The organism is Pantoea sp. X-Soil-TKNS-1280, assembly GCF_059730475.1.
Window position 1 is genome coordinate 1,509,089 of the sequence record NZ_AP035962.1, and the last position, 19,196, is coordinate 1,528,284.

The window sequence follows — 19,196 nt, forward strand, 5'->3', positions numbered from 1 at the left end:
GGAAACTGAGTTATGACCCACGCGGATTCCCTTTCTTTAGCCACTGCCCGTCACCTCCATCTTGCCGCCCAGGGACTGCTAAGGCCGCCGAAACGCCGGGCGCGTTTTGCCGATATTCACGCGACCATTCGGCAGATGTCGCTGCTGCAAATCGATACCATCAATGTCGTGGCGCGCAGCCCGTATCTGGTGTTGTTTAGTCGGCTGGGCGATTACCCGATTAACTGGCTGGAAGAGACGCTGGCTGCGGGGGCGCTATTTGAATACTGGGCACATGAAGCCTGTTTTATTCCCCGCGAAGATTATCCGTTATTGCGCCATCGCATGCTTGATCCTTCACGTCTGGGCTGGAAATACAATGCGCAGTGGGTAGCAGATCACCAGCAGGAAATTGCGGACTTGCTGGAACATATCAATGCCAACGGGCCCGTACGCGCCGCCGATTTTGTGGCGGATAAGCAGAGTAAACCGGGCTGGTGGGCGTGGAAACCGCATAAGCGCCATCTGGAAAATTTGTTCAGCGCCGGTGAGCTGATGGTGGTGGAACGGCGTAATTTTCATCGGGTGTACGATCTGCAACAGCGTGTGATGCCGAACTGGGATGACGACCAGCACGCGCTGAGTGAAGGCGATGCGATAGTGAGAATGCTCGACCACAGCGCGCGCAGCCTGGGGATTTTCCGTCCTTCCTGGCTGGCAGATTATTACCGTCTGAAGCGCGTAGCGCTACAACCCTGGCTGGCGGAGGCTCAGGATCAAGGCGATATCGTGCCAGTGCAGGTTGAGCAACTGGGTGACATGTGGTTGCATCGCGATCTCTTGCCACTACTGGAGAAACCGCAGCCTGCGACCCATACCGCGCTGCTGTCACCCTTTGATCCGGTGGTCTGGGATCGCCGCCGGGCGCTGGAACTGTTCAATTTTGACTACCGTATCGAATGCTATACCCCGGCAGAAAAGCGTAAATACGGTTATTTCGTGTTGCCTGTTTTGCATCGCGGCAGCCTGAAAGGGCGGCTGGATGCAAAAATGGACCGCCAGGCGCAGCAACTGGTGATCCGATCATTTTGGCTGGAAGAGGGTGTGCGTGTGACGGCTGGCTTTATCAGCGATGTACAGCGCGCCATCTCGCGGTTTGCGCACTGGCAGGGGGCCAGTGAAGTGGTGATCGAGCAGGCTCCGGCAGCGTTACGCGCCGCCTGGTCAGATCGCTGGATATTAACCGAGTAGTGGATTGCGGCACGTTGCCAGGCGCTGCGCTATGGTATGCTAACCGCCTGACGCATCGATCCGCTGGAGGATATTATGGATCACCGTTTACTTGAGATTGTGGCTTGCCCGGTTTGCAATGGAAAACTGTACTACAACAAAGAACAGCAGGAGTTGATCTGCAAACCTGATGGGCTGGCGTTCCCGGTGCGGGATGGCATTCCGGTATTACTGGAAACCGAAGCACGCACCTTGTCTGTTGAAGAGATTCATCCATGAGTTTCGTCGCCATTATTCCGGCGCGTTATGCTTCAACGCGTCTGCCGGGTAAACCGCTGGTGGATATTCTCGGTAAACCGATGGTGGTGCATGTGATGGAGCGTGCCCGCGAATCCGGTGCGGATCGTGTCATTGTTGCCACCGACCATCCGGACGTGGCAGCCGCTGTCGAAGCCGCTGGTGGTGAGGTCTGCATGACCAGCCCTGACCATCATTCCGGTACCGAGCGTCTGGCGGAAGTGATTGAAAAATATCAGTTTCCGGATGACACCATTATCGTCAATGTCCAGGGCGATGAGCCGATGATCCCGCCTGCCATTGTGCGTCAGGTTGCGGCAAATCTCGCTCAGGCCGAAGCGGGGATGGCGACCCTGGCAGTGCCGATTCACGATGCAGAAGAAGCCTTCAATCCCAACGCGGTAAAAGTGGTGACCGATGCGCGGGGTTATGCGCTTTATTTCTCACGCGCCACCATTCCCTGGGATCGTGAACGTTACGCGAAATCGCGTGAACAGGCTGGCGATACGCTGCTGCGTCATATTGGCATCTATGCTTATCGTGCAGGCTTTATACGTCGCTACATTGCCTGGGCACCTTGCCCGCTTGAGCAGATTGAGCTGCTCGAGCAGCTGCGTGTGTTGTGGTACGGCGAAAAAATCCACGTTGCGGTGGCGGAAACCGTGCCGAGCGTGGGTGTTGATACCCCGGAAGACCTGCAACGCGTTCGCGTAGCGATGCAGGGGTAATCCCGCAGAGGCCAGCTTGTTACGAGCTGGCTCTGCTGTTCTTTGATCTGGCGCATCACTCTGCGCTGCAGTGACCTCCAGGATAATCAAGTCACTTTGACTGGGGAGGATGACGCATGGAACAGCTCCGTTCAGAACTCGCGCTGGTGCTTGGAGAAAGCGTCGGCCGTCTCGAAACCATTAGTGAACAATCACAATCGCGGCTTTACGCCCTGTACGATGCCGCCGATAAACCGATGCCGGTGGTGGCGAAGTATTTCCGTCATCAGGGGCGCGCCGCGCTGGAAGCCAAAAAGCTGGCGATGCTGGGCCGTGATGGTTTGATTGCCGTTCCTGCGGTGTTTGGCCTGGTGCTGAGTCAGCAAAAGCCGGTGCATGAAATGTTACTGATGGCCCGCCTCAATGGTGTTTCTGCCGAAGCGCCATCGCGCACCGCCGCACGCTGGGAGCAGTTGTGTGAACAGGTGATTGAGGGCTTGCTGGCCTGGCATCGTATTGATAGCCACGGCCTGGTGGGTAATATCGACAGCATTCAGGAAAACAGCTGGCCCGCCTGGTATCAGCAGCGGGTTGAAGTGCTGTGGTCAACCCTGGGGTACCTGTCACCCCCGTCTTTTACTCTCGACGATCGGCAAATTCTGTTCCGCAGTCGTCAGCAGTTGCCCCGCCTGCTGGAAGGATTTGACGATCCCTGCGTGCTGATTCATGGCAACCTGCGCCTCGCGAGCATTATGAAGGATGTACATAGCGATCAACTGGTGGCGATGACCCAGCCCGGCAATGTGCTGTGGGCACCACGTGAGTTTGAGCTGATGCGGCTGGGGGATAACGGTGCTGAGGCGTCACTGCTGCAACACTATTTGCAGCGCGCGCCAGTGGCGGAAGGTTTCCTCTGGCGGCGCTGGCTGTATCAATTATGGGACTGCATCGAAACGCTGGTAAATACCGGGCAATTTGATCGCCCGCGTTTCGATCGTGCACGGGAACAGCTACTCCCCTGGCTGGGGTGAGGTCATATCATCTCCGCGGACTGCCTGCCACGCCTGTCCCAGCGTTTCATAAATCGCCCGTTCGCTATGGCTCAGCCATAAGGGAGAGGGGATGGCTCGCTCCCACCCATTGAGTGGTGAGGTGATAGCCAGCTGGTTAGCCGGTGCTGCCAGGGGGTTTAGCCCGGCGGCCTGGAAGAAATGCATGGCGCGCGGCAGATGATTCGCTGAGGTGACCAGCAGGAACGGATGCTGTCCCACGGCGATTTTTACCACCTGCGCTTCCTCTCGGGTGTCTTTGGGTTGATCCAGCACCATAATGGCATCAGCCGGAACGCCGAGACTCTCCGCCACCTGCGCCGCGACGCGGGCGTTACTCATCGGGTTATCTCCTGCCGCCGCGCCGGTAAAGATCATCTTCGCCTGCGGATAACGCCGCCACTGGCGTACTCCTTCGGCCACGCGAGGCAGACTATTCCCAATCAGGTTCGAACTGGGTGCCCATGCAGGATTAAAGGTGTATCCACCGCCCAACACCACGATATAATCGACGCGTTCATTGCGGTTCCAGGTCGGATACTGGTTTTCCAGCGGCAGCAACAGGCGATCGGCCACCGGTTGCAGGCTGAATAACAGCAGCAGAAGCCAGCTGATTGATATCAGTATTTTGCCGCTTTTCTGCCAGCGGCTGAACCAGAGCAATAAAAGTCCGGCTGCCATAAATGACAGCAGCAGCGGCAAGGGCAGTAACATCCCACCGATCACTTTTTTTAACGTGAAAAACATCGAAAATTGCTCCTTTTGGCCGAAAAAACAGCAGCCAGACACTAACCACGGGATGAAAGGTTCATTCTTGTTGAGCCTGTGACAAAATAGCACAAGTTGAATGCAGCAGAGCGGAGCGACCAGCATGCAGGATCGTAACTTTGACGATCTCGCGGAGAGATTTTCAAAGAACATTTATGGCACCAAAAAAGGCATGGTGCGCCAGGCGATCCTGTGGGATGAGCTGGATGCGCTACTGCCGACGCTGCCCGCCGGGCCGCTGTCGGTGCTGGATGCGGGTGGTGGTGTAGGGCAAATCTCCAGCGGCCTGGCCGCGCGCGGGCATCAGGTGGTCCTGTGCGACCTTTCTGCCGAGATGCTGAAGCTGGCTGAGGCGCACGCACTTGCCGAGGGTGTGAGCCACAACATGCAATTCAAACAAATTAGCGCACAACAGGTCGGCGAACATTTGGATAAGCCAGTTGATCTGGTATTGTTTCACGCTGTGCTGGAATGGGTCGCGCAGCCCGAGGAAGTATTACAGGCGTTATGGCGCACCCTGAAGCCGGGTGGGGTATTGTCGCTGATGTTTTTTAATCGCCATGCCTTAACTCTGCGCCTGCTCACCCTCGGCAATTTTGGCTATCTGCAGGCCAATATGTCCAAACGCAAAAAGCGCACGTTGTCGCCTGATTACCCCCGCGATCCCGAAGAAGTTTATCGCTGGCTGGCTGACTGTGGCTTTGAGATTGAACAGCGCGCTGGCATTCGCGTCTTTTGTGACTACATGAAAGAGCAGGCCGCCGCCCTGAAAGACGTTGAGTCCATTATTGAGATGGAACGGCGCTACTGTCGCCAGGAGCCCTTTTTGAGTTTAGGGCGCTATATCCACGTGACCGCGCGCAAACCCAGGTAGAAGGACCAACTATGAGCGAATTTTCCCAGACGGTGCCCGAACTGGTGGCATGGGCGCGCAAGAACGATTTTTCGCTTGCGCTGCCGGTAGAACGTCTGGCCTTTTTGCTGGCTATCGCCACCTTAAACGGTGAGCGGATGGATGGCGAAATGAGTGAAGGTGAGTTGATTGACGCATTTCGTCATGTCAGCAAAGCGTTCGAACAAACCCACGAAACCGTACAGGTGCGTGCCAACAACGCCATCAACGATATGGTGCGGCAGCGTCTGCTTAACCGTTTTACCAGCGAACTGACGGAAGGCAATGCTATTTACCGTCTGACGCCACTGGCCATCGGCATCACTGACTATTACATCCGCCAGCGCGAATTTTCGACTCTGCGTCTTTCGATGCAGCTGTCGATCGTGGCGCAGGAGCTGAAACGCGCTGCCGATGCTGCCGAAGAGGATGGTGATGAATTTCACTGGCACCGTAACGTATTTGCGCCACTGAAATATTCGGTGGCGGAAATTTTCGACAGCATCGATATGACGCAGCGCCTGATGGATGAACAGCAGCAGGCGGTGAAAACCGATATCGCCGATCTGCTGAACAAAGACTGGCGTGCGGCGATTTCCAGCTGTGAAATGCTGCTGTCAGAAACCTCCGGCACGCTGCGTGAATTGCAGGATACGCTGGAGGCAGCGGGCGATAAATTACAGGCCAATCTGCTGCGTATTCAGGACGCCACCCTGAGCAGCCCGGACCTGGGCTTTGTCGATAAGCTGGTATTTGATCTGCAAAGTAAGCTGGACCGCATTATCAGCTGGGGCCAGCAGGCTATTGACCTGTGGATTGGCTATGATCGCCACGTCCATAAATTTATTCGTACCGCCATCGACATGGACAAAAACCGCGTATTTGCGCAGCGTTTGCGTCTGTCGGTGCAAAACTATTTCGACCAGCCGTGGGCGCTGACCTACGCCAACGCCGACCGTCTGTTTGATATGCGTGATGAAGAGATGACGCTGCGCAACGACGAGGTGATGGGGGAACTGCCGCCCGAGCTGGAATACGAAGAGTTTAACGAAATTCGTGAGCAACTGGCCGCAATGATTGAAGAAGCCCTGCAGGTGTACCGGCAGGAGCAGCGACCACTCAACCTTGCCACGGTGATGCGCGATTATCTGTCGCAATATCCGCGTGCCCGCCACTTTGATCTGGCGCGCATCGTGATTGATCAGGCGGTTCGCCTCGGCGTGGCCGAAGCCGATTTAGCCGGTCTGCCTGCGGAATGGCAGACCATTAATGAATACGGAGCCAAGGTGCAGGCACATGTCATCGACAAATATTGAACAAGTGATGCCAGTCAAACTGGCTCAGGCACTGGCAAATCCCATTTTCCCCGCGCTCGATAGCCAGTTACGCGCGGGACGCCACATTGGCATCGAAGAGCTGGATAATCATGCATTCCTGATGGATTACCAGGAATATCTGGAAGAGTTTTACGCGCGTTATAACGTGGAACTGATTCGTGCGCCGGAAGGATTTTTCTACCTGCGCCCGCGTTCGACCACGCTGATCCCGCGTTCGGTGCTGTCCGAGCTGGATATGATGGTGGGGAAAATCCTCTGTTTCCTCTATCTCAGCCCGGAACGTCTGGCGAATGAAGGCATCTTCACCCAGCAGGAATTGTACGACGAACTACTGTCGCTGGCGGACGAGAGCAAATTGCTCAAGCTGGTTAACCAGCGCTCCACCGGCTCCGATCTTGACCGTGCCAAATTGCAGGAGAAGATGCGCGCATCGCTCAACCGCCTGCGCCGTCTCGGCATGGTGTGGTTTATGGGCAATGACAGCAGCAAATTTCGCATTACCGAATCGGTGTTTCGTTTCGGTGCCGATGTGCGCAGTGGTGATGATGCCCGCGAAGCGCAGCTGCGTCTGATTCGCGATGGCGAAGCCATGACGCTGGAAAACGCCAGCGTTGCCCCGGACAGCGATGAAAACGATAACGACGCCGAGAGCGAAGCGAGTGATAACGCGGAGGATGAGCAGGCATGATTGAACGCGGTAAATTTCGTTCGCTAACCCTGATTAACTGGAACGGCTTCTTTGCCCGTACCTTTGATCTTGATGAGCTGGTGACCACCCTGTCGGGCGGTAACGGTGCCGGTAAATCGACCACCATGGCGGCGTTTGTCACGGCGTTGATCCCGGATCTGACGCTGCTGCATTTCCGTAACACCACCGAGGCCGGTGCAACCTCCGGTTCGCGTGATAAAGGTCTGCACGGTAAGTTGCGGGCCGGTGTCTGCTATGCGGTGCTGGATGTGGTCAACTCACGCCATCAGCGCGTGGTGGTTGGGGTGCGTCTGCAACAGGTGGCCGGGCGTGACAAGAAGGTGGATATCAAGCCGTTCAGCATTCATGGCTTGCCCACCGATACTCAGCCGACCGATATGCTGACCGAGATCCTCGGCAGCCGTCAGGCGCGTGTCTTGCCGCTGGCGGAAGTGAAAGATCGGGTGGAAGCGCAGGAAGGTGTGCAGTTCCGCCAATACAGCTCGGTAACCGATTACCACGCCACGCTGTTTGAGCTTGGCGTGGTGCCGCGTCGCCTGCGTACTGCTGGCGATCGCAGCAAGTTCTATCGTCTGATTGAAGCCTCGCTGTACGGCGGTATCTCCAGCGCCATTACCCGATCGCTGCGTGATTACCTGCTGCCGGAAAACAGCGGGGTGCGTAAGGCCTTCCAGGATATGGAAGCCGCACTGCGTGAAAACCGTATGACGCTGGAAGCGATTCGCGTCACCCAATCTGACCGCGACCTGTTTAAGCATCTGATCTCGGAAGCCACCAGCTACGTTTCAGCGGACTACATGCGTCACGCCAACGAACGTCGCATCCATCTTGATGGTGCCTTGCAGCTGCGTAACGAGTTGTTTACCAGCCGTAACCAGCTGGCTTCGGAACAGTATCGCCACATTGAAATGGCGCGCGAGTTGTCGGAACACTCGGGTGCCGAAAGCGATCTGGAAACCGATTATCAGGCTGCCAGCGATCACCTGAATCTGGTACAGACGGCGATGCGTCAGCAGGAAAAGATCGAGCGCTATGATGCCGATCTGGAAGAGCTGACGTACCGCCTCGAAGAACAGAATGAGGTGGTAGCCGAAGCACGTGAAGTGCATGAAGAAAATGAAGCGCGTGCCGAAGCAGCGGAAGTGGAAGTCGATGAGCTGAAAAGCCAGCTGGCCGATTTTCAGCAGGCGCTTGATGTGCAGCAAACCCGTGCTATTCAGTATCAGCAGGCCTTGCAGGCGCTGGAAAAAGCGCGTGCGCAATGCCAGCTTGCCGATCTGACCATCGACAATGCCGCTGAATGGCAGGAAACCTTCCAGGCGCGTGAAGAAGAAGCGACGGAACAACTGCTGCGCCTGGAACAGAAGCTGAGCGTTGCCGAAGCGGCGCACAGCCAGTTTGAACAGGCGCTGACGCTGGTCACCAGCATTGCCGGTGAGGTAAATCGTCAGGATGCCTGGCAGGTTGGCCGTGAATTGCTGCGTGATGCCGCCAACCAGCGTCATCATGCGGAACAACTTTCCTCGCTGCGCTTGCGCCTCAATGAACTGGAGCAGCGCCTGCGTGAGCAGAATGAAGCGGAGCGTTTGCTGGCGGAATTCTGTAAGCGTCAGGGGCAGCAATATGATGCCGATGCCCTCGAAGGTTTGCAGCGTGAGCTGGAAGCGCAGATTGAACAGCTGAGTACCAGCGTCGCCGATGCCGGTGAGCGTCGCATGCTGATGCGTCAGGAGCTGGAGCAACTACGTGAACGCATCACCGCGCTGACCGCTCGTGCGCCGCACTGGCTGGCTGCGCAGGAGATCCTGACCCAGCTGAGCGAACAAACCGGCCAGCAGCTGACCAGCAGCCAGCAAATCACCGAATTTATGCAGCAGCTGCTGGAGCGCGAGCGTGAAACCACCGTCGAACGTGATGAAGTGGCGGCGCGTAAACGTGAAATCGAGAAACAAATCGAACGCTTAAGCCAACCTGGCGGTGCGGAAGATGCGCGTCTGACCCAGCTGGCCGAGCGTTTTGGCGGCGTGTTGCTGTCGGAAATTTATGATGATGTGACGCTGGATGATGCGCCTTACTTCTCGGCGCTGTATGGTCCGTCACGCCATGCCATCGTGGTACCGGATTTATCACTGGTACGCGAGTTGCTGAATGGTCTGGAAGATTGCCCGGAAGACCTCTATCTGATCGAAGGGGACCCGCAGTCATTTGATGACAGCGTATTCGGCGTTGATGAGCTGGAAAACGCGGTAGTGGTGAAGGTGGCGGAACGTCAGTGGCGTTACTCTCGCTTCCCGAAAGTGCCGTTATTTGGCCGCGCCGCGCGTGAAAACCAGCTGGAGTTGCTGAATAACGAACGCGATCAGCTGGCGGAACGCTATGCCACGCTGTCGTTTGATGTACAGAAAACCCAGCGTCTGCACCAATCCTTCAGCCGCTTTATCGGCAGCCATCTGGCGGTGGCGTTTGATGAAGATCCGGAAGCGCTGATTCGCCAGCTGAATAGCCGTCGTGGTGAACTGGAACGCGCGCTGAGTCAGCATGAAAACGACAACCAGCAGCAACGTATGCAGTACGAGCAGGCGCGCGAGGGCGTGGCCCAGCTGAATCGCCTGTTGCCACGCGTTACGCTGTTGCTGGACGATACGCTGGCTGACCGTTGTGAAGAGATCCGTGAGCGCGTTGATGAAGCCCAGGAAGCCGCACGTTTCCTGCATCAGCACGGTAATAAACTGGCGAAGCTGGAACCGCTGGTGGCGGTGTTGCAGAGCGATCCGCAGCAGCACGATCAGCTGGAGCGTGACTATCAGCAGGCGCAGCAGCTGCAGCGCGAAACGCGCCAGCAGGCATTTGCGCTGACCGAAGTGGTGCAGCGTCGTGCTCACTTCAGCTATGTCGATTCAGCGGGCATGCTGACCGGCAACAGCGACCTGAACGAGAAATTGCGTCAGCGTCTTGAGCAGGCGGAAGGCGAGCGCAGCCGCGCCCGTGAACGCCTGCGCGAGCATCAGGCGCAGCTGACGCAGTACTCGCAGGTGCTGGCATCACTGAAAAGCTCTTATGACGCCAAGCGCGACATGCTGAAAGAGTTGCAGCAGGAGATGCAGGACATCGGTGTTCATGCGGATGCCAGCGCGGAAGAACGCGCCCGCGCCCGTCGTGATGAACTGTATACCGCGCTGAGCCATAACCGTGCGCGTCGTAATCAGCTGGAAAAACAGCTGACGTTCTGCGAAGCCGAAATGGACGGACTGCAGAAGAAACTGCGTAAGCTGGAGCGCGATTATCATCAGATGCGCGAGCAGGTGGTGAGCGCCAAAGCAGGCTGGTGTACCGTATTGCGTCTGGTGAAAGAAAATGGCGTCGAGCGTCGTCTGCATCGTCGGGAACTGGCCTACCTGAGCGGTGATGAGCTGCGTTCCATGTCGGATAAAGCGTTGGGTGCACTGCGTCTGGCGGTGGCGGATAACGAACATCTGCGCGATGTGTTGCGCATGTCGGAAGACCCCAAACGCCCGGAACGTAAAATTCAGTTCTTTATTGCGGTGTATCAGCATCTGCGCGAGCGTATCCGCCAGGACATCATTCGTACGGATGATCCGGTGGAAGCCATCGAGCAGATGGAGATTGAGCTGAATCGTCTGACGGAAGAACTGATGGCGCGTGAGCAGACGCTGGCGATCAGTTCGCGCAGCGTCGCCAATATCATCCGTAAAACCATTCAGCGTGAACAGAACCGTATTCGTCAGCTTAACCAGGGTCTGCAGGCGGTCAGCTTCGGTCAGGTGCGCAGCGTGCGTCTTAACGTTAACGTGCGCGAAACCCATTCCATGCTGCTGGATACGCTGTCGGAAGAACACGAACAACACCAGGATCTGTTCAACAGCAATCGCCTGACCTTCTCAGAAGCGCTGGCGAAGCTGTACCAGCGTCTGAATCCGCAGATCGATATGGGCCAGCGTACGCCGCAAACCATCGGTGAAGAGCTGCTCGACTATCGCAACTATCTGGAGATGGAAGTCGAAGTTAACCGTGGCTCTGATGGCTGGTTACGTGCGGAAAGTGGCGCGCTTTCTACCGGTGAAGCCATCGGTACCGGGATGTCGATTCTGGTGATGGTGGTGCAGAGCTGGGAAGAGGAATCTCGCCGTCTGCGCGGTAAAGATATCTCGCCGTGTCGTCTGCTGTTCCTTGATGAAGCGGCACGTCTCGATGCACGATCCATCGCCACTCTGTTTGAGCTGTGTGAGCGTCTGGAGATGCAGCTGGTGATCGCTGCGCCGGAAAATATCAGCCCGGAAAAAGGGACTACCTATAAACTGGTGCGTAAGGTGTTCAACAACACCGAGCATGTCCATGTGGTGGGCCTGCGCGGCTTCTCGGCTGATCCGGCGCCGGTAAAACGCGAGAACAGTGATATCGACCTGGAAACAGAAAATTCCTAACGTTGAATCTGGTTAAAATTCATCGCTACGGTTAATGTGTAAACGGCATTTGCAGCCTGATGCAAATGCCGTTTTTATTTGTATACTCAAAAATATGTATAAGGTCGTACACAGCATAAGCGAGTCGGCTGTGACTTAGGCGAGAAGGGGGCAGGGATGTTGCTGAATAATAAAAGCAGATTCAATCGTGCTGCAATAGCACTCAGTTTGTCACTGGTATTGTCGCCACTGGCTACCAGCCACGCGGCGATTATCGCGGCGCTGCCCGGCACAACGCATCGCACCATGACCGTTGCGGCCAGTCAGCATCAGATTCAGCAGGCTTTCAGCCCCAGCGAACAACCGTTCTATCTGCCCGGTCTGGCAGGCATTTATGCGGCGCGTAATATGGCGCCGCTGTGGCAGGACCGGGCTGCCGTGCAGGCGTTCCAGCAGCAGCTGGCGGAAGTGGCGCTTTCCGGAGTGCAGCCGCAGTTTACCCGCTGGGTGGGACTGTTAACCAACCCGGAAATCAAAGGGATGGCGCGTGATATTGTGTTAAGCGATGCCATGCTGGGCTATCTGCAATTTGTCTCGAATGTCCCCACCCAGGGTGAGACCTGGTTATACAGCAACGTGCCTTACAAAATGGCCATGCCGACGGTGGCGGTCATTAATCAATGGCAGAACGCGGTGAACGGCGGTGGCAGCCGCAGCTTTGTGACGTCGCTGGAGCCACAGCATCCGCAATACCGGCCGATGCATGCTGCGCTGAAAACCCTGCTGACTGACAATCGCCCATGGCCGCAGTTGCGCGATAGCGGCACGCTGCGTCCCGGCCAGATCAGCAATGATATCCCCGCGCTGCGCGAGATTTTGCAACGCACCGGTATGCTGACCGGCCATAGCGCGACGCCAACGCCAGCAGACGATGCGGTGCCTACTGCACCAGTGCCGGTGAGCCAGAGCGAGCAGCCGGTCGCTGTCAGCCCTTCGGCTACCAGCGTCAATGATTTGCCCGCCCAGGCACCGCAGCCGTTGGGCAATGTAGCGGCAAATCCGGGGCAGTCCACCAATAATGTCTATGATACGGCGCTGGTAGATGGCGTAAAACGTTTCCAGCACTGGCAGGGACTGGCTGATGATGGGGCGATTGGTCCACGTACCCGTGAATGGCTCAATGTGTCGCCGCAAATGCGCGCTGCGCTGCTGGCACTGAATATCCAACGTTTACGCCTGCTGCCGGATGATATGCATAACGGCATCATGGTGAATATCCCCAACTATTCGCTGACCTACTACAACAACGGTGCCACCATCCTGTCGTCACGGGTGATTGTTGGCCGTCCCGATCGTAAAACCCCACTGATGCGCAGCGCGCTGAATAACGTGGTGCTGAATCCGCCGTGGAATGTGCCAACCTCACTGGTGCGTCAGGACATTGTGCCGAAGGTCAAACAGGATCCGAGCTATCTCTACAAGCACGGCTTTATCTTGCTGTCTGGCTGGAGTGAGGATGCTGAGGTGATCGATCCGTCGATGATCGACTGGAGAATGGTATCGGCTGCCAGCTTTCCGTATCGCATACGGCAGTCGCCCGGGGCAATGAATTCGCTGGGTCGCTACAAATTCAATATGCCCAGTTCGGATGCGATTTATCTGCACGATACACCAAACCATAACCTGTTCCAGCGTGATATCCGTGCCCTCAGTTCCGGCTGTGTTCGCGTGAATAAGGCGTCGGAGTTGGCTGATTTGTTGTTGCAGGACGCGGGCTGGAATGACAGTCGCATCTCCGACACCCTGAAGGAAGGCAACACGCGATATGTGCCGATTCGCCACCGGATCCCGGTTAATCTGTACTATCTGACAGCCTGGGTGGCGGATGATGGTCAACCGCAGTATCGTACAGATATTTACAATTATGATAATCCAGCGCGTTCTGGCAGCCAGGTATTGGTGAAAGCCGGACAGTTGCTGCTCTAGTGATTGATTTATCGATACTCCCCGCTATTTAAAAATTCCAAAACCAGTTCCGAATAAGTGATGTCGGGCTGGTTTTGGCCTTTCTGTTCCCGGCCACGGGTTGACTGCGTTTACTGCTGCGGTTAATGTTCCGCCTTGTGTGCTTTTTACACATTTTTTATCGCTTTAATCTCAGGTAAACCCGCTTAATGGCTAATTTTGATTCTCAGCGTCGTAAATTGCTCCTGATCGGAGGGGCCGCCGCAGGCCTGTCACTGCTGCCTGGCTCAGCACTGGCCTCGCTTTCCACCTCCCGTCCACGAATTTTGACGCTCAATAACCTTCACACCGGTGAAACCCTTAAAACGGAGTTTTTTAACGGCAAGAGTTATGACAAGGATGAGTTAGCTCGCTTAAATCACTTTTTCCGTGACTATCGTGCCAATCAGATGAGAAAGATTGACCCGCATCTGTTTGACCAGATTTATCGCCTGCAGGCGTTGCTGGGTACGCGTAAACCGATTCAGCTGGTGTCGGGTTACCGCACCATCGCCACCAATAATATGCTGCGCGAGTCCGGCCCGGGGGTGGCGAAACACAGTTATCACACCAAAGGCCAGGCGATGGATTTTCATATCGAAGGCATTGACCTGAACAATGTTCGCAAAGCGGCGTTATCTCTGCGTGCAGGTGGTGTAGGATATTACCCGCGCAGCAACTTTGTTCACATTGACACTGGTCCTGTAAGGCACTGGTCCTGATACCGGCAGCGCTGCGTGTGTCGGTCATGGAGCGCTATGAACTACCTCATTATTCCGGTCACGGCATTTTCCCAGAACTGTTCAGTTATCTGGGGAGATGATACCCAGCAGGCCGCGCTGGTGGACCCGGGTGGCGATGCCGCCACCATTATCGCGGTGCTGGCAGAGCGTGGCATTACCCCGCAACAGATACTGCTGACGCATGGACATCTCGATCATGTCGGCGCGGCGGCCGAGCTGGCGGCCCATTTTCAGGTGCCGATTATCGGACCACAGTTACGCGATAAATACTGGCTGGATGGATTGCCGGTACAGAGCCAGATGTTTGGTTTGCCGGAATGTGCGCCCCTGACGCCCGATCGCTGGCTGGAAGAGGGGGAAACGGTGCAGGTCGGTGAGGTGACGCTGGAAGTGTTGCATTGCCCTGGTCATACGCCGGGCCATATCGTATTTTTCGATCGTGCCGGTCGTCTGCTGATCTCCGGGGATGTGATCTTTAACGGTGGCGTTGGCCGGACCGATTTCCCCCAGGGAAGCCATAGCGATTTGATCGCGGCGATTAAAACCAAACTTCTGCCGCTGGGCGATGATGTGACCTTCGTTCCGGGGCATGGACCGATTTCCACGCTGGGCCGCGAACGTATCAGTAACCCGTTTCTGCAATAAAACTGCATGCATAACCGTAGCGGCGCGATTCATCGCGCGTCTTTTTCGTACAACGCGCACGGAATTGCGCGATAAATCGCGCCGCTACGGGTGAATCCTTACAGCACTGCCACAATCGCTTCGCACAACGCCGACATATTGTCTGGCGTCATCCCGGCGACGTTAACGCGACCGGAATTCACCGCATACACGCCGAACTCTTCACGCAGACGCACCACCTGATCTTTTGTCAGGCCGCTGAACGAGAACATGCCGTTCTGTTTGATGATAAAGCTGAAATCCTGCTGCGCGCCGCTCGCAGCCAATGTGTTAACGAACAGCTGACGCATGCGCTGAATGCGCTGGCGCATATCAGTCAACTCCTGCTGCCAGATGGTACGCAGGGCATCGTTACTGAGGATGGTTGCCACGATGGCTGCGCCGTGGGCTGGCGGGTTGGAGTAGTTGGCGCGAATGCTGTATTTCACCTGGCTGAACGCGGTTTTTGCCACATCGCTGTTCGCGGCCACCAGCGTCAGCGCACCAACGCGCTCGTTGTACAGACCAAAGTTTTTCGAGTAAGAGCTGGCAACAATCAGCTCCTGATGCGAAGCAGCAAAAATGCGTAAGCCTTCTGCATCTTCATCCAGACCACGGGCAAAGCCCTGGTAGGCGAAGTCAAACAACGGCAGCCAGCCGTTAGCCTGAGACAACGCAGCCAGTTGCTGCCATTGTTCTGCTGTCGGATCGATACCGGTAGGGTTGTGGCAGCAGCCGTGGAACAGCACCACATCACCCGCTTTGGCTTCACGCAGGGATGCGACCATGCCGTCGAAATCCAGCGTATGGTTGGCCGCATCGTAATACTGATAATCACAGACTTCGAGGCCCGCTGCGTTAAACACATTTTTGTGGTTCGGCCAGCTTGGATTGCTGACCCACACGCGCTTCACGCTGGTCTGATTCGCGAGGAAATCTGCCGCTACACGCAACGCACCCGTACCACCCGGTGTTTGAGCCGTACAGGCTCGTCCGGCGGTCACCAGCGTGCTCTCTTTGCCAAACAGCAGTTCCTGGGTACAACGCGCGAAATCAGCCAGGCCATCAATGCTGAGGTAATTTTTGGTGGTTTCGTTTTCCAGCAAATATTGCTCAGCTTTTTTTACACTGGTGAGTACCGGAGTTTTACCGGTTTCATCTTTATACACACCAATGCCAAGGTTGATTTTATTCGGGCGGTCGTCGGCGCGAAACAGGTCGGCCAGACCAAGGATAGGATCGGCGGGTGCGGCAGAGATCGATTCAAACATGAGTGAGGTCCAGTTGCGTGAACTTTAGCAAAATGAGCTATCAGGTTAGCGTCAGTCGGCACACTTGCCAACCGTTGAGACGAAAAAGAAATAATGGCGTGGCTGGGATTAATGCTGCTTATTGCGAGGCGGATCACTGAAAAGCAAAACGGAGCCATCAGGCTCCGTTTTAAGGTATTACGCGTTGCTAATCGGGTGATTAGAACTGGTAAACCAGACCAACTGCTACGATATCGTCGGTGTTCAGACCCAGCGGGTTGTCATCGTTGAGCAGGTTGATTTTGTAGTCTACGTAGGTAGACATGTTTTTGTTGAAGTAGTAGGTTGCGCCCACTTCAGCATATTTGTACAGGTCAGCATCGCCGATACCTTCGATGTCTTTGCCTTTAGACTGAACGTAGGCAACAGACGGACGCAGGCCGAAGTCGAACTGGTACTGAGCAACGAATTCGATAACCTGAGTTTTGTTAGCAAAACCGGTACCGAGGGTGTTACCTGCAGCATCGCTCTGGCTGATGTAGGTCGCGTTATGGGTTTCGCTGTACATTGCTGCCAGGTATACGTTGTTCGCGTCATATTTCAGCGCAGTTGCCCACTGCTGAGCTTTGTCACCGTTACCAAAGGTCATCTGGTTTTGTTCAGTGGTACGATCGCTTGATGCATAAGCACCTACGATGCCAACACCGATCGGAGAGGTATAGGAGATTGAAGTACCCCAGCCGTCACCGTTCGCACGACGCGGGTCAGTAGTACGGTCGTTTTTGCCCTGGTACTGCAGAGCAAAGTTCAGGCCGTCAACCAGACCGAAGAAGTTGGTGTTACGGTAAGTTGCCAGACCGGTAGAACGGCCAGCCATGAAGTTGTCAGAGTAACCAGAGTCACCGCCGTATTCCGGCAGCATGTCGGTCCAGCCGATTGCGTCGTAAACAACGCCGTAGTTACGACCGTAGTCGAAAGAACCCGCGTCAGCGAATTTCAGACCAGCAAAGCCCAGACGGGTTTTGTTGCCAGTTTGCGCGTCAGAACCGCCTTCAGAGTTGTTAGCCTGGATGTTGTATTCCCACTGGCCGTAACCGGTCAGCTGGTCGGTGATCTGAGTTTCACCTTTGAAACCGAAGCGCACGTAAGACTGGTCGCCGTCGTTGCTTGAGTCGTCAGAGAAGTAATGCAGACCATCAACTTTACCGTACAGGTCTAATTTGTTGCCATCTTTGTTGTAGATTTCTGCTGCGTTTGCTGCACCAGCAGCTAACAGAGCAGGGATAACCACTGCAAGAATGTTGCGCTTCATCATTTTTTATTACCCTCATTGGAGTTATTTGGACACCTGCCACTGCCGTCAAGAAACCTTTACGGGAACCTTGAAAGAAGTTTGGTGTCTCCTGTGTCTGCACGCATCTTTCCATCCCAGAGTTGGTAATTCTACCCCGAAAATGCTACTAATCTCGCAATTAGGTATCAAAAAGAAAATATGTATTACAAAATGTAAAAGATCGGGAACTTTGTGAGAGAACTCTAAATTTACAAAAATAAAAAAAGGCCGGCAAAGCCGACCTCGTTATATATATGAATTACTTATAATTAATCGCGGATTTTAGAAATTGGCGTTACGCGGTGTACGTGGGAAGGGGATAACATCCCTTACATTTTGTACGCCGGTGACATAGGCGATTAACCGTTCGAAACCTAAACCGAAACCGGAGTGCGGCACGGTGCCGTAACGACGTAAGTCACGGTACCACCAGTAATCTTCTTTGTTCAGACCCATCTCAGCGAGGCGGGCATCCAGCACATCCAAACGTTCTTCACGCTGTGAACCACCGATGATTTCACCAATGCCCGGCGCCAGCACATCCATCGCCGCAACGGTTTTGCCATCTTCGTTCATACGCATATAGAAGGCTTTGATATCTTTCGGATAGTTTTTCACCACCACCGGAGCCTTGAAGTGTTGCTCGGCAAGATAACGCTCGTGTTCTGACGACAAATCCACGCCCCAGGCGACCGGGTTTTCGAAGCTCTGGCCGCTTTTCAGCAGAATCTCGATGGCATCGGTGTAGTCCACCTGCGCGAAATCTGCATTAACAAAACGTTCCAGGCGCGAAATCGCATCTTTGTCTACGCGCTCGGCAAAGAACGCCAGATCGTCGGCACGTTCTTCCAGCACCGCTTTAAACACGTACTTCAGCATGGCTTCAGCCAGCGCTGCTGCATCATCCAGGGTGGCAAATGCCACTTCCGGCTCCAGCATCCAGAATTCGGCCAGATGGCGGCTGGTATTGGAGTTTTCGGCACGGAAGGTCGGGCCAAAGGTGTAGACCTTCGACAGCGCGCAGGCGTAGGTTTCACCGTTGAGCTGGCCGGATACGGTCAGGAAGGCTTCTTTACCGAAGAAGTCTTTATCGAAGTCAATTTTGCCCTGCGGGTCGCGTGGCAGGTTTTCCAGATCCAGCGTCGAAACGCGGAACATTTCGCCAGCACCTTCGGTATCGGACGCAGTGATCAGCGGCGTGGAAACCCAGAAGTAACCATTCTCATGGAAAAAGCGATGCAGTGCCTGGGCCAGGGTATGGCGGACACGCGCGACTGCGCCAATCAGGTTGGTGCGCGGACGCAGGTGCGCCACTTCACGCAGGTATTCGATGCTGTGGCGTTTCGCCGCCATCGGGTAGGTGTCCGGATCGTCAACCCAGCCAACCACTTCCACGTTGGTGGCCTGCAATTCAAACGCCTGGCCTTCGCCCGGTGATTCCACCACTTTGCCGGTAATGATGACCGAGCAACCGGTGGTCAGACGCAGCACTTCGTCCTGATAATTATTCAGAGAATTATTGACGACAGCCTGAACGGGATTAAAGCAGGAACCGTCATAAACGGCGATAAAGGAAAGACCGGCTTTGGAATCTCTTCGGGTACGCACCCAACCACGTACGGTGACTTCACTGTCAACCGCGACACGGCCGTGTAGTACATCCGCTACAGGCACTACGCTCATAAATTTCTCTCTTTATATAGATGAAGTAATGTAATCCCCCATTTGGGGTTTTGCTATGTTACTTGTGAGCCATCAGGAAACAAGCAAAATTGCCGGGTCAGGGGGAGATTTGTTGCAGAACAGCAGGGTGC

At 55.3% G+C, this 19,196-nt stretch carries 15 protein-coding genes; 11 read left to right on the plus strand and 4 right to left on the minus strand.

All coding sequences use genetic code 11. The features are described 5' to 3' along the window. Positions 1–12 precede the first annotated feature (12 nt). From AC6I8X_RS07060 to AC6I8X_RS07075, 4 genes are all read left to right on the plus strand, one after another. Positions 13–1,230: a winged helix-turn-helix domain-containing protein gene (locus tag AC6I8X_RS07060; protein WP_497840792.1), complete on the plus strand. Its 1,218-nt coding sequence runs from the start codon at positions 13–15 to the stop codon at positions 1,228–1,230. A 75-nt stretch (positions 1,231–1,305) separates the two neighbouring features. After that, positions 1,306–1,488, plus strand: coding sequence for a Trm112 family protein (locus AC6I8X_RS07065; RefSeq protein WP_084873707.1), 183 nt, complete (start codon positions 1,306–1,308; stop codon positions 1,486–1,488). Next, positions 1,485–2,234: a 3-deoxy-manno-octulosonate cytidylyltransferase gene (kdsB, locus tag AC6I8X_RS07070; protein ID WP_084873708.1), complete on the plus strand. Its 750-nt coding sequence runs from the start codon at positions 1,485–1,487 to the stop codon at positions 2,232–2,234. Before AC6I8X_RS07065 ends, kdsB begins: the two co-directional genes overlap by 4 nt. Positions 2,235–2,350: 116 nt before the next feature. Further along, positions 2,351–3,244: a YcbJ family phosphotransferase gene (locus AC6I8X_RS07075; protein ID WP_299446129.1), complete on the plus strand. Its 894-nt coding sequence runs from the start codon at positions 2,351–2,353 to the stop codon at positions 3,242–3,244. Here the strand turns inward: AC6I8X_RS07075 and elyC are convergent. Beyond that, a complete protein-coding gene (gene elyC, locus AC6I8X_RS07080; protein WP_497840793.1) occupies positions 3,224–4,009 on the minus strand; it encodes an envelope biogenesis factor ElyC in 786 nt (261 codons plus the stop codon). The genes AC6I8X_RS07075 and elyC overlap by 21 nt on opposite strands. A gap of 124 nt (positions 4,010–4,133) precedes the next feature. Between elyC and cmoM the strand changes: the two genes are divergently transcribed. The 7 genes from cmoM (at position 4,134) to AC6I8X_RS07115 (ending at position 14,781) form a co-directional block, all read left to right on the plus strand. Beyond that, a complete protein-coding gene (cmoM, locus tag AC6I8X_RS07085; protein WP_208714519.1) occupies positions 4,134–4,904 on the plus strand; it encodes a tRNA uridine 5-oxyacetic acid(34) methyltransferase CmoM in 771 nt (256 codons plus the stop codon). A gap of 11 nt (positions 4,905–4,915) precedes the next feature. After that, the gene (gene mukF, locus AC6I8X_RS07090; RefSeq protein ID WP_084873712.1) at positions 4,916–6,238 is read left to right on the plus strand and encodes a chromosome partition protein MukF; all 1,323 of its coding nucleotides are present in this window, start codon (positions 4,916–4,918) and stop codon (positions 6,236–6,238) included. Further along, positions 6,219–6,947 carry a chromosome partition protein MukE gene (mukE, locus tag AC6I8X_RS07095; protein ID WP_313685259.1) on the plus strand — a complete coding sequence of 243 codons (729 nt, stop codon included), beginning with the start codon at positions 6,219–6,221 and terminating at the stop codon, positions 6,945–6,947. Before mukF ends, mukE begins: the two co-directional genes overlap by 20 nt. After that, the gene (gene mukB, locus AC6I8X_RS07100; protein ID WP_313685261.1) at positions 6,944–11,410 is read left to right on the plus strand and encodes a chromosome partition protein MukB; all 4,467 of its coding nucleotides are present in this window, start codon (positions 6,944–6,946) and stop codon (positions 11,408–11,410) included. The genes mukE and mukB overlap by 4 nt, the downstream gene beginning before the upstream one ends. Before the next feature lie 156 nt (positions 11,411–11,566). After that, positions 11,567–13,375 (plus strand): L,D-transpeptidase, encoded by a 1,809-nt coding sequence (ldtD, locus tag AC6I8X_RS07105; RefSeq protein ID WP_299446111.1) that lies wholly within the window; start codon positions 11,567–11,569, stop codon positions 13,373–13,375. 188 nt (positions 13,376–13,563) lie between these two features. After that, on the plus strand, positions 13,564–14,115 hold the full coding sequence (mepK, locus tag AC6I8X_RS07110; RefSeq protein ID WP_497840794.1) for a peptidoglycan L,D-endopeptidase MepK: 552 nt from the start codon (positions 13,564–13,566) through the stop codon (positions 14,113–14,115). 36 nt (positions 14,116–14,151) lie between these two features. Beyond that, complete coding sequence (locus tag AC6I8X_RS07115; protein WP_084873717.1) at positions 14,152–14,781, plus strand: MBL fold metallo-hydrolase; 630 nt, start codon at positions 14,152–14,154, stop codon at positions 14,779–14,781. A gap of 98 nt (positions 14,782–14,879) precedes the next feature. Here the strand turns inward: AC6I8X_RS07115 and AC6I8X_RS07120 are convergent, their stop codons facing one another. The 3 genes from AC6I8X_RS07120 to asnS form a co-directional block, all read right to left on the minus strand. Then, positions 14,880–16,070: an amino acid aminotransferase gene (locus AC6I8X_RS07120; protein WP_313685266.1), complete on the minus strand. Its 1,191-nt coding sequence runs from the start codon at positions 16,068–16,070 to the stop codon at positions 14,880–14,882. A 199-nt stretch (positions 16,071–16,269) separates the two neighbouring features. Then, positions 16,270–17,364, minus strand: coding sequence for a porin OmpF (gene ompF, locus AC6I8X_RS07125; protein WP_497840795.1), 1,095 nt, complete (start codon positions 17,362–17,364; stop codon positions 16,270–16,272). 300 nt (positions 17,365–17,664) lie between these two features. Further along, positions 17,665–19,065: an asparagine--tRNA ligase gene (asnS, locus tag AC6I8X_RS07130; RefSeq protein WP_084873720.1), complete on the minus strand. Its 1,401-nt coding sequence runs from the start codon at positions 19,063–19,065 to the stop codon at positions 17,665–17,667. Between the last annotated feature and the right edge of the window lie 131 nt (positions 19,066–19,196).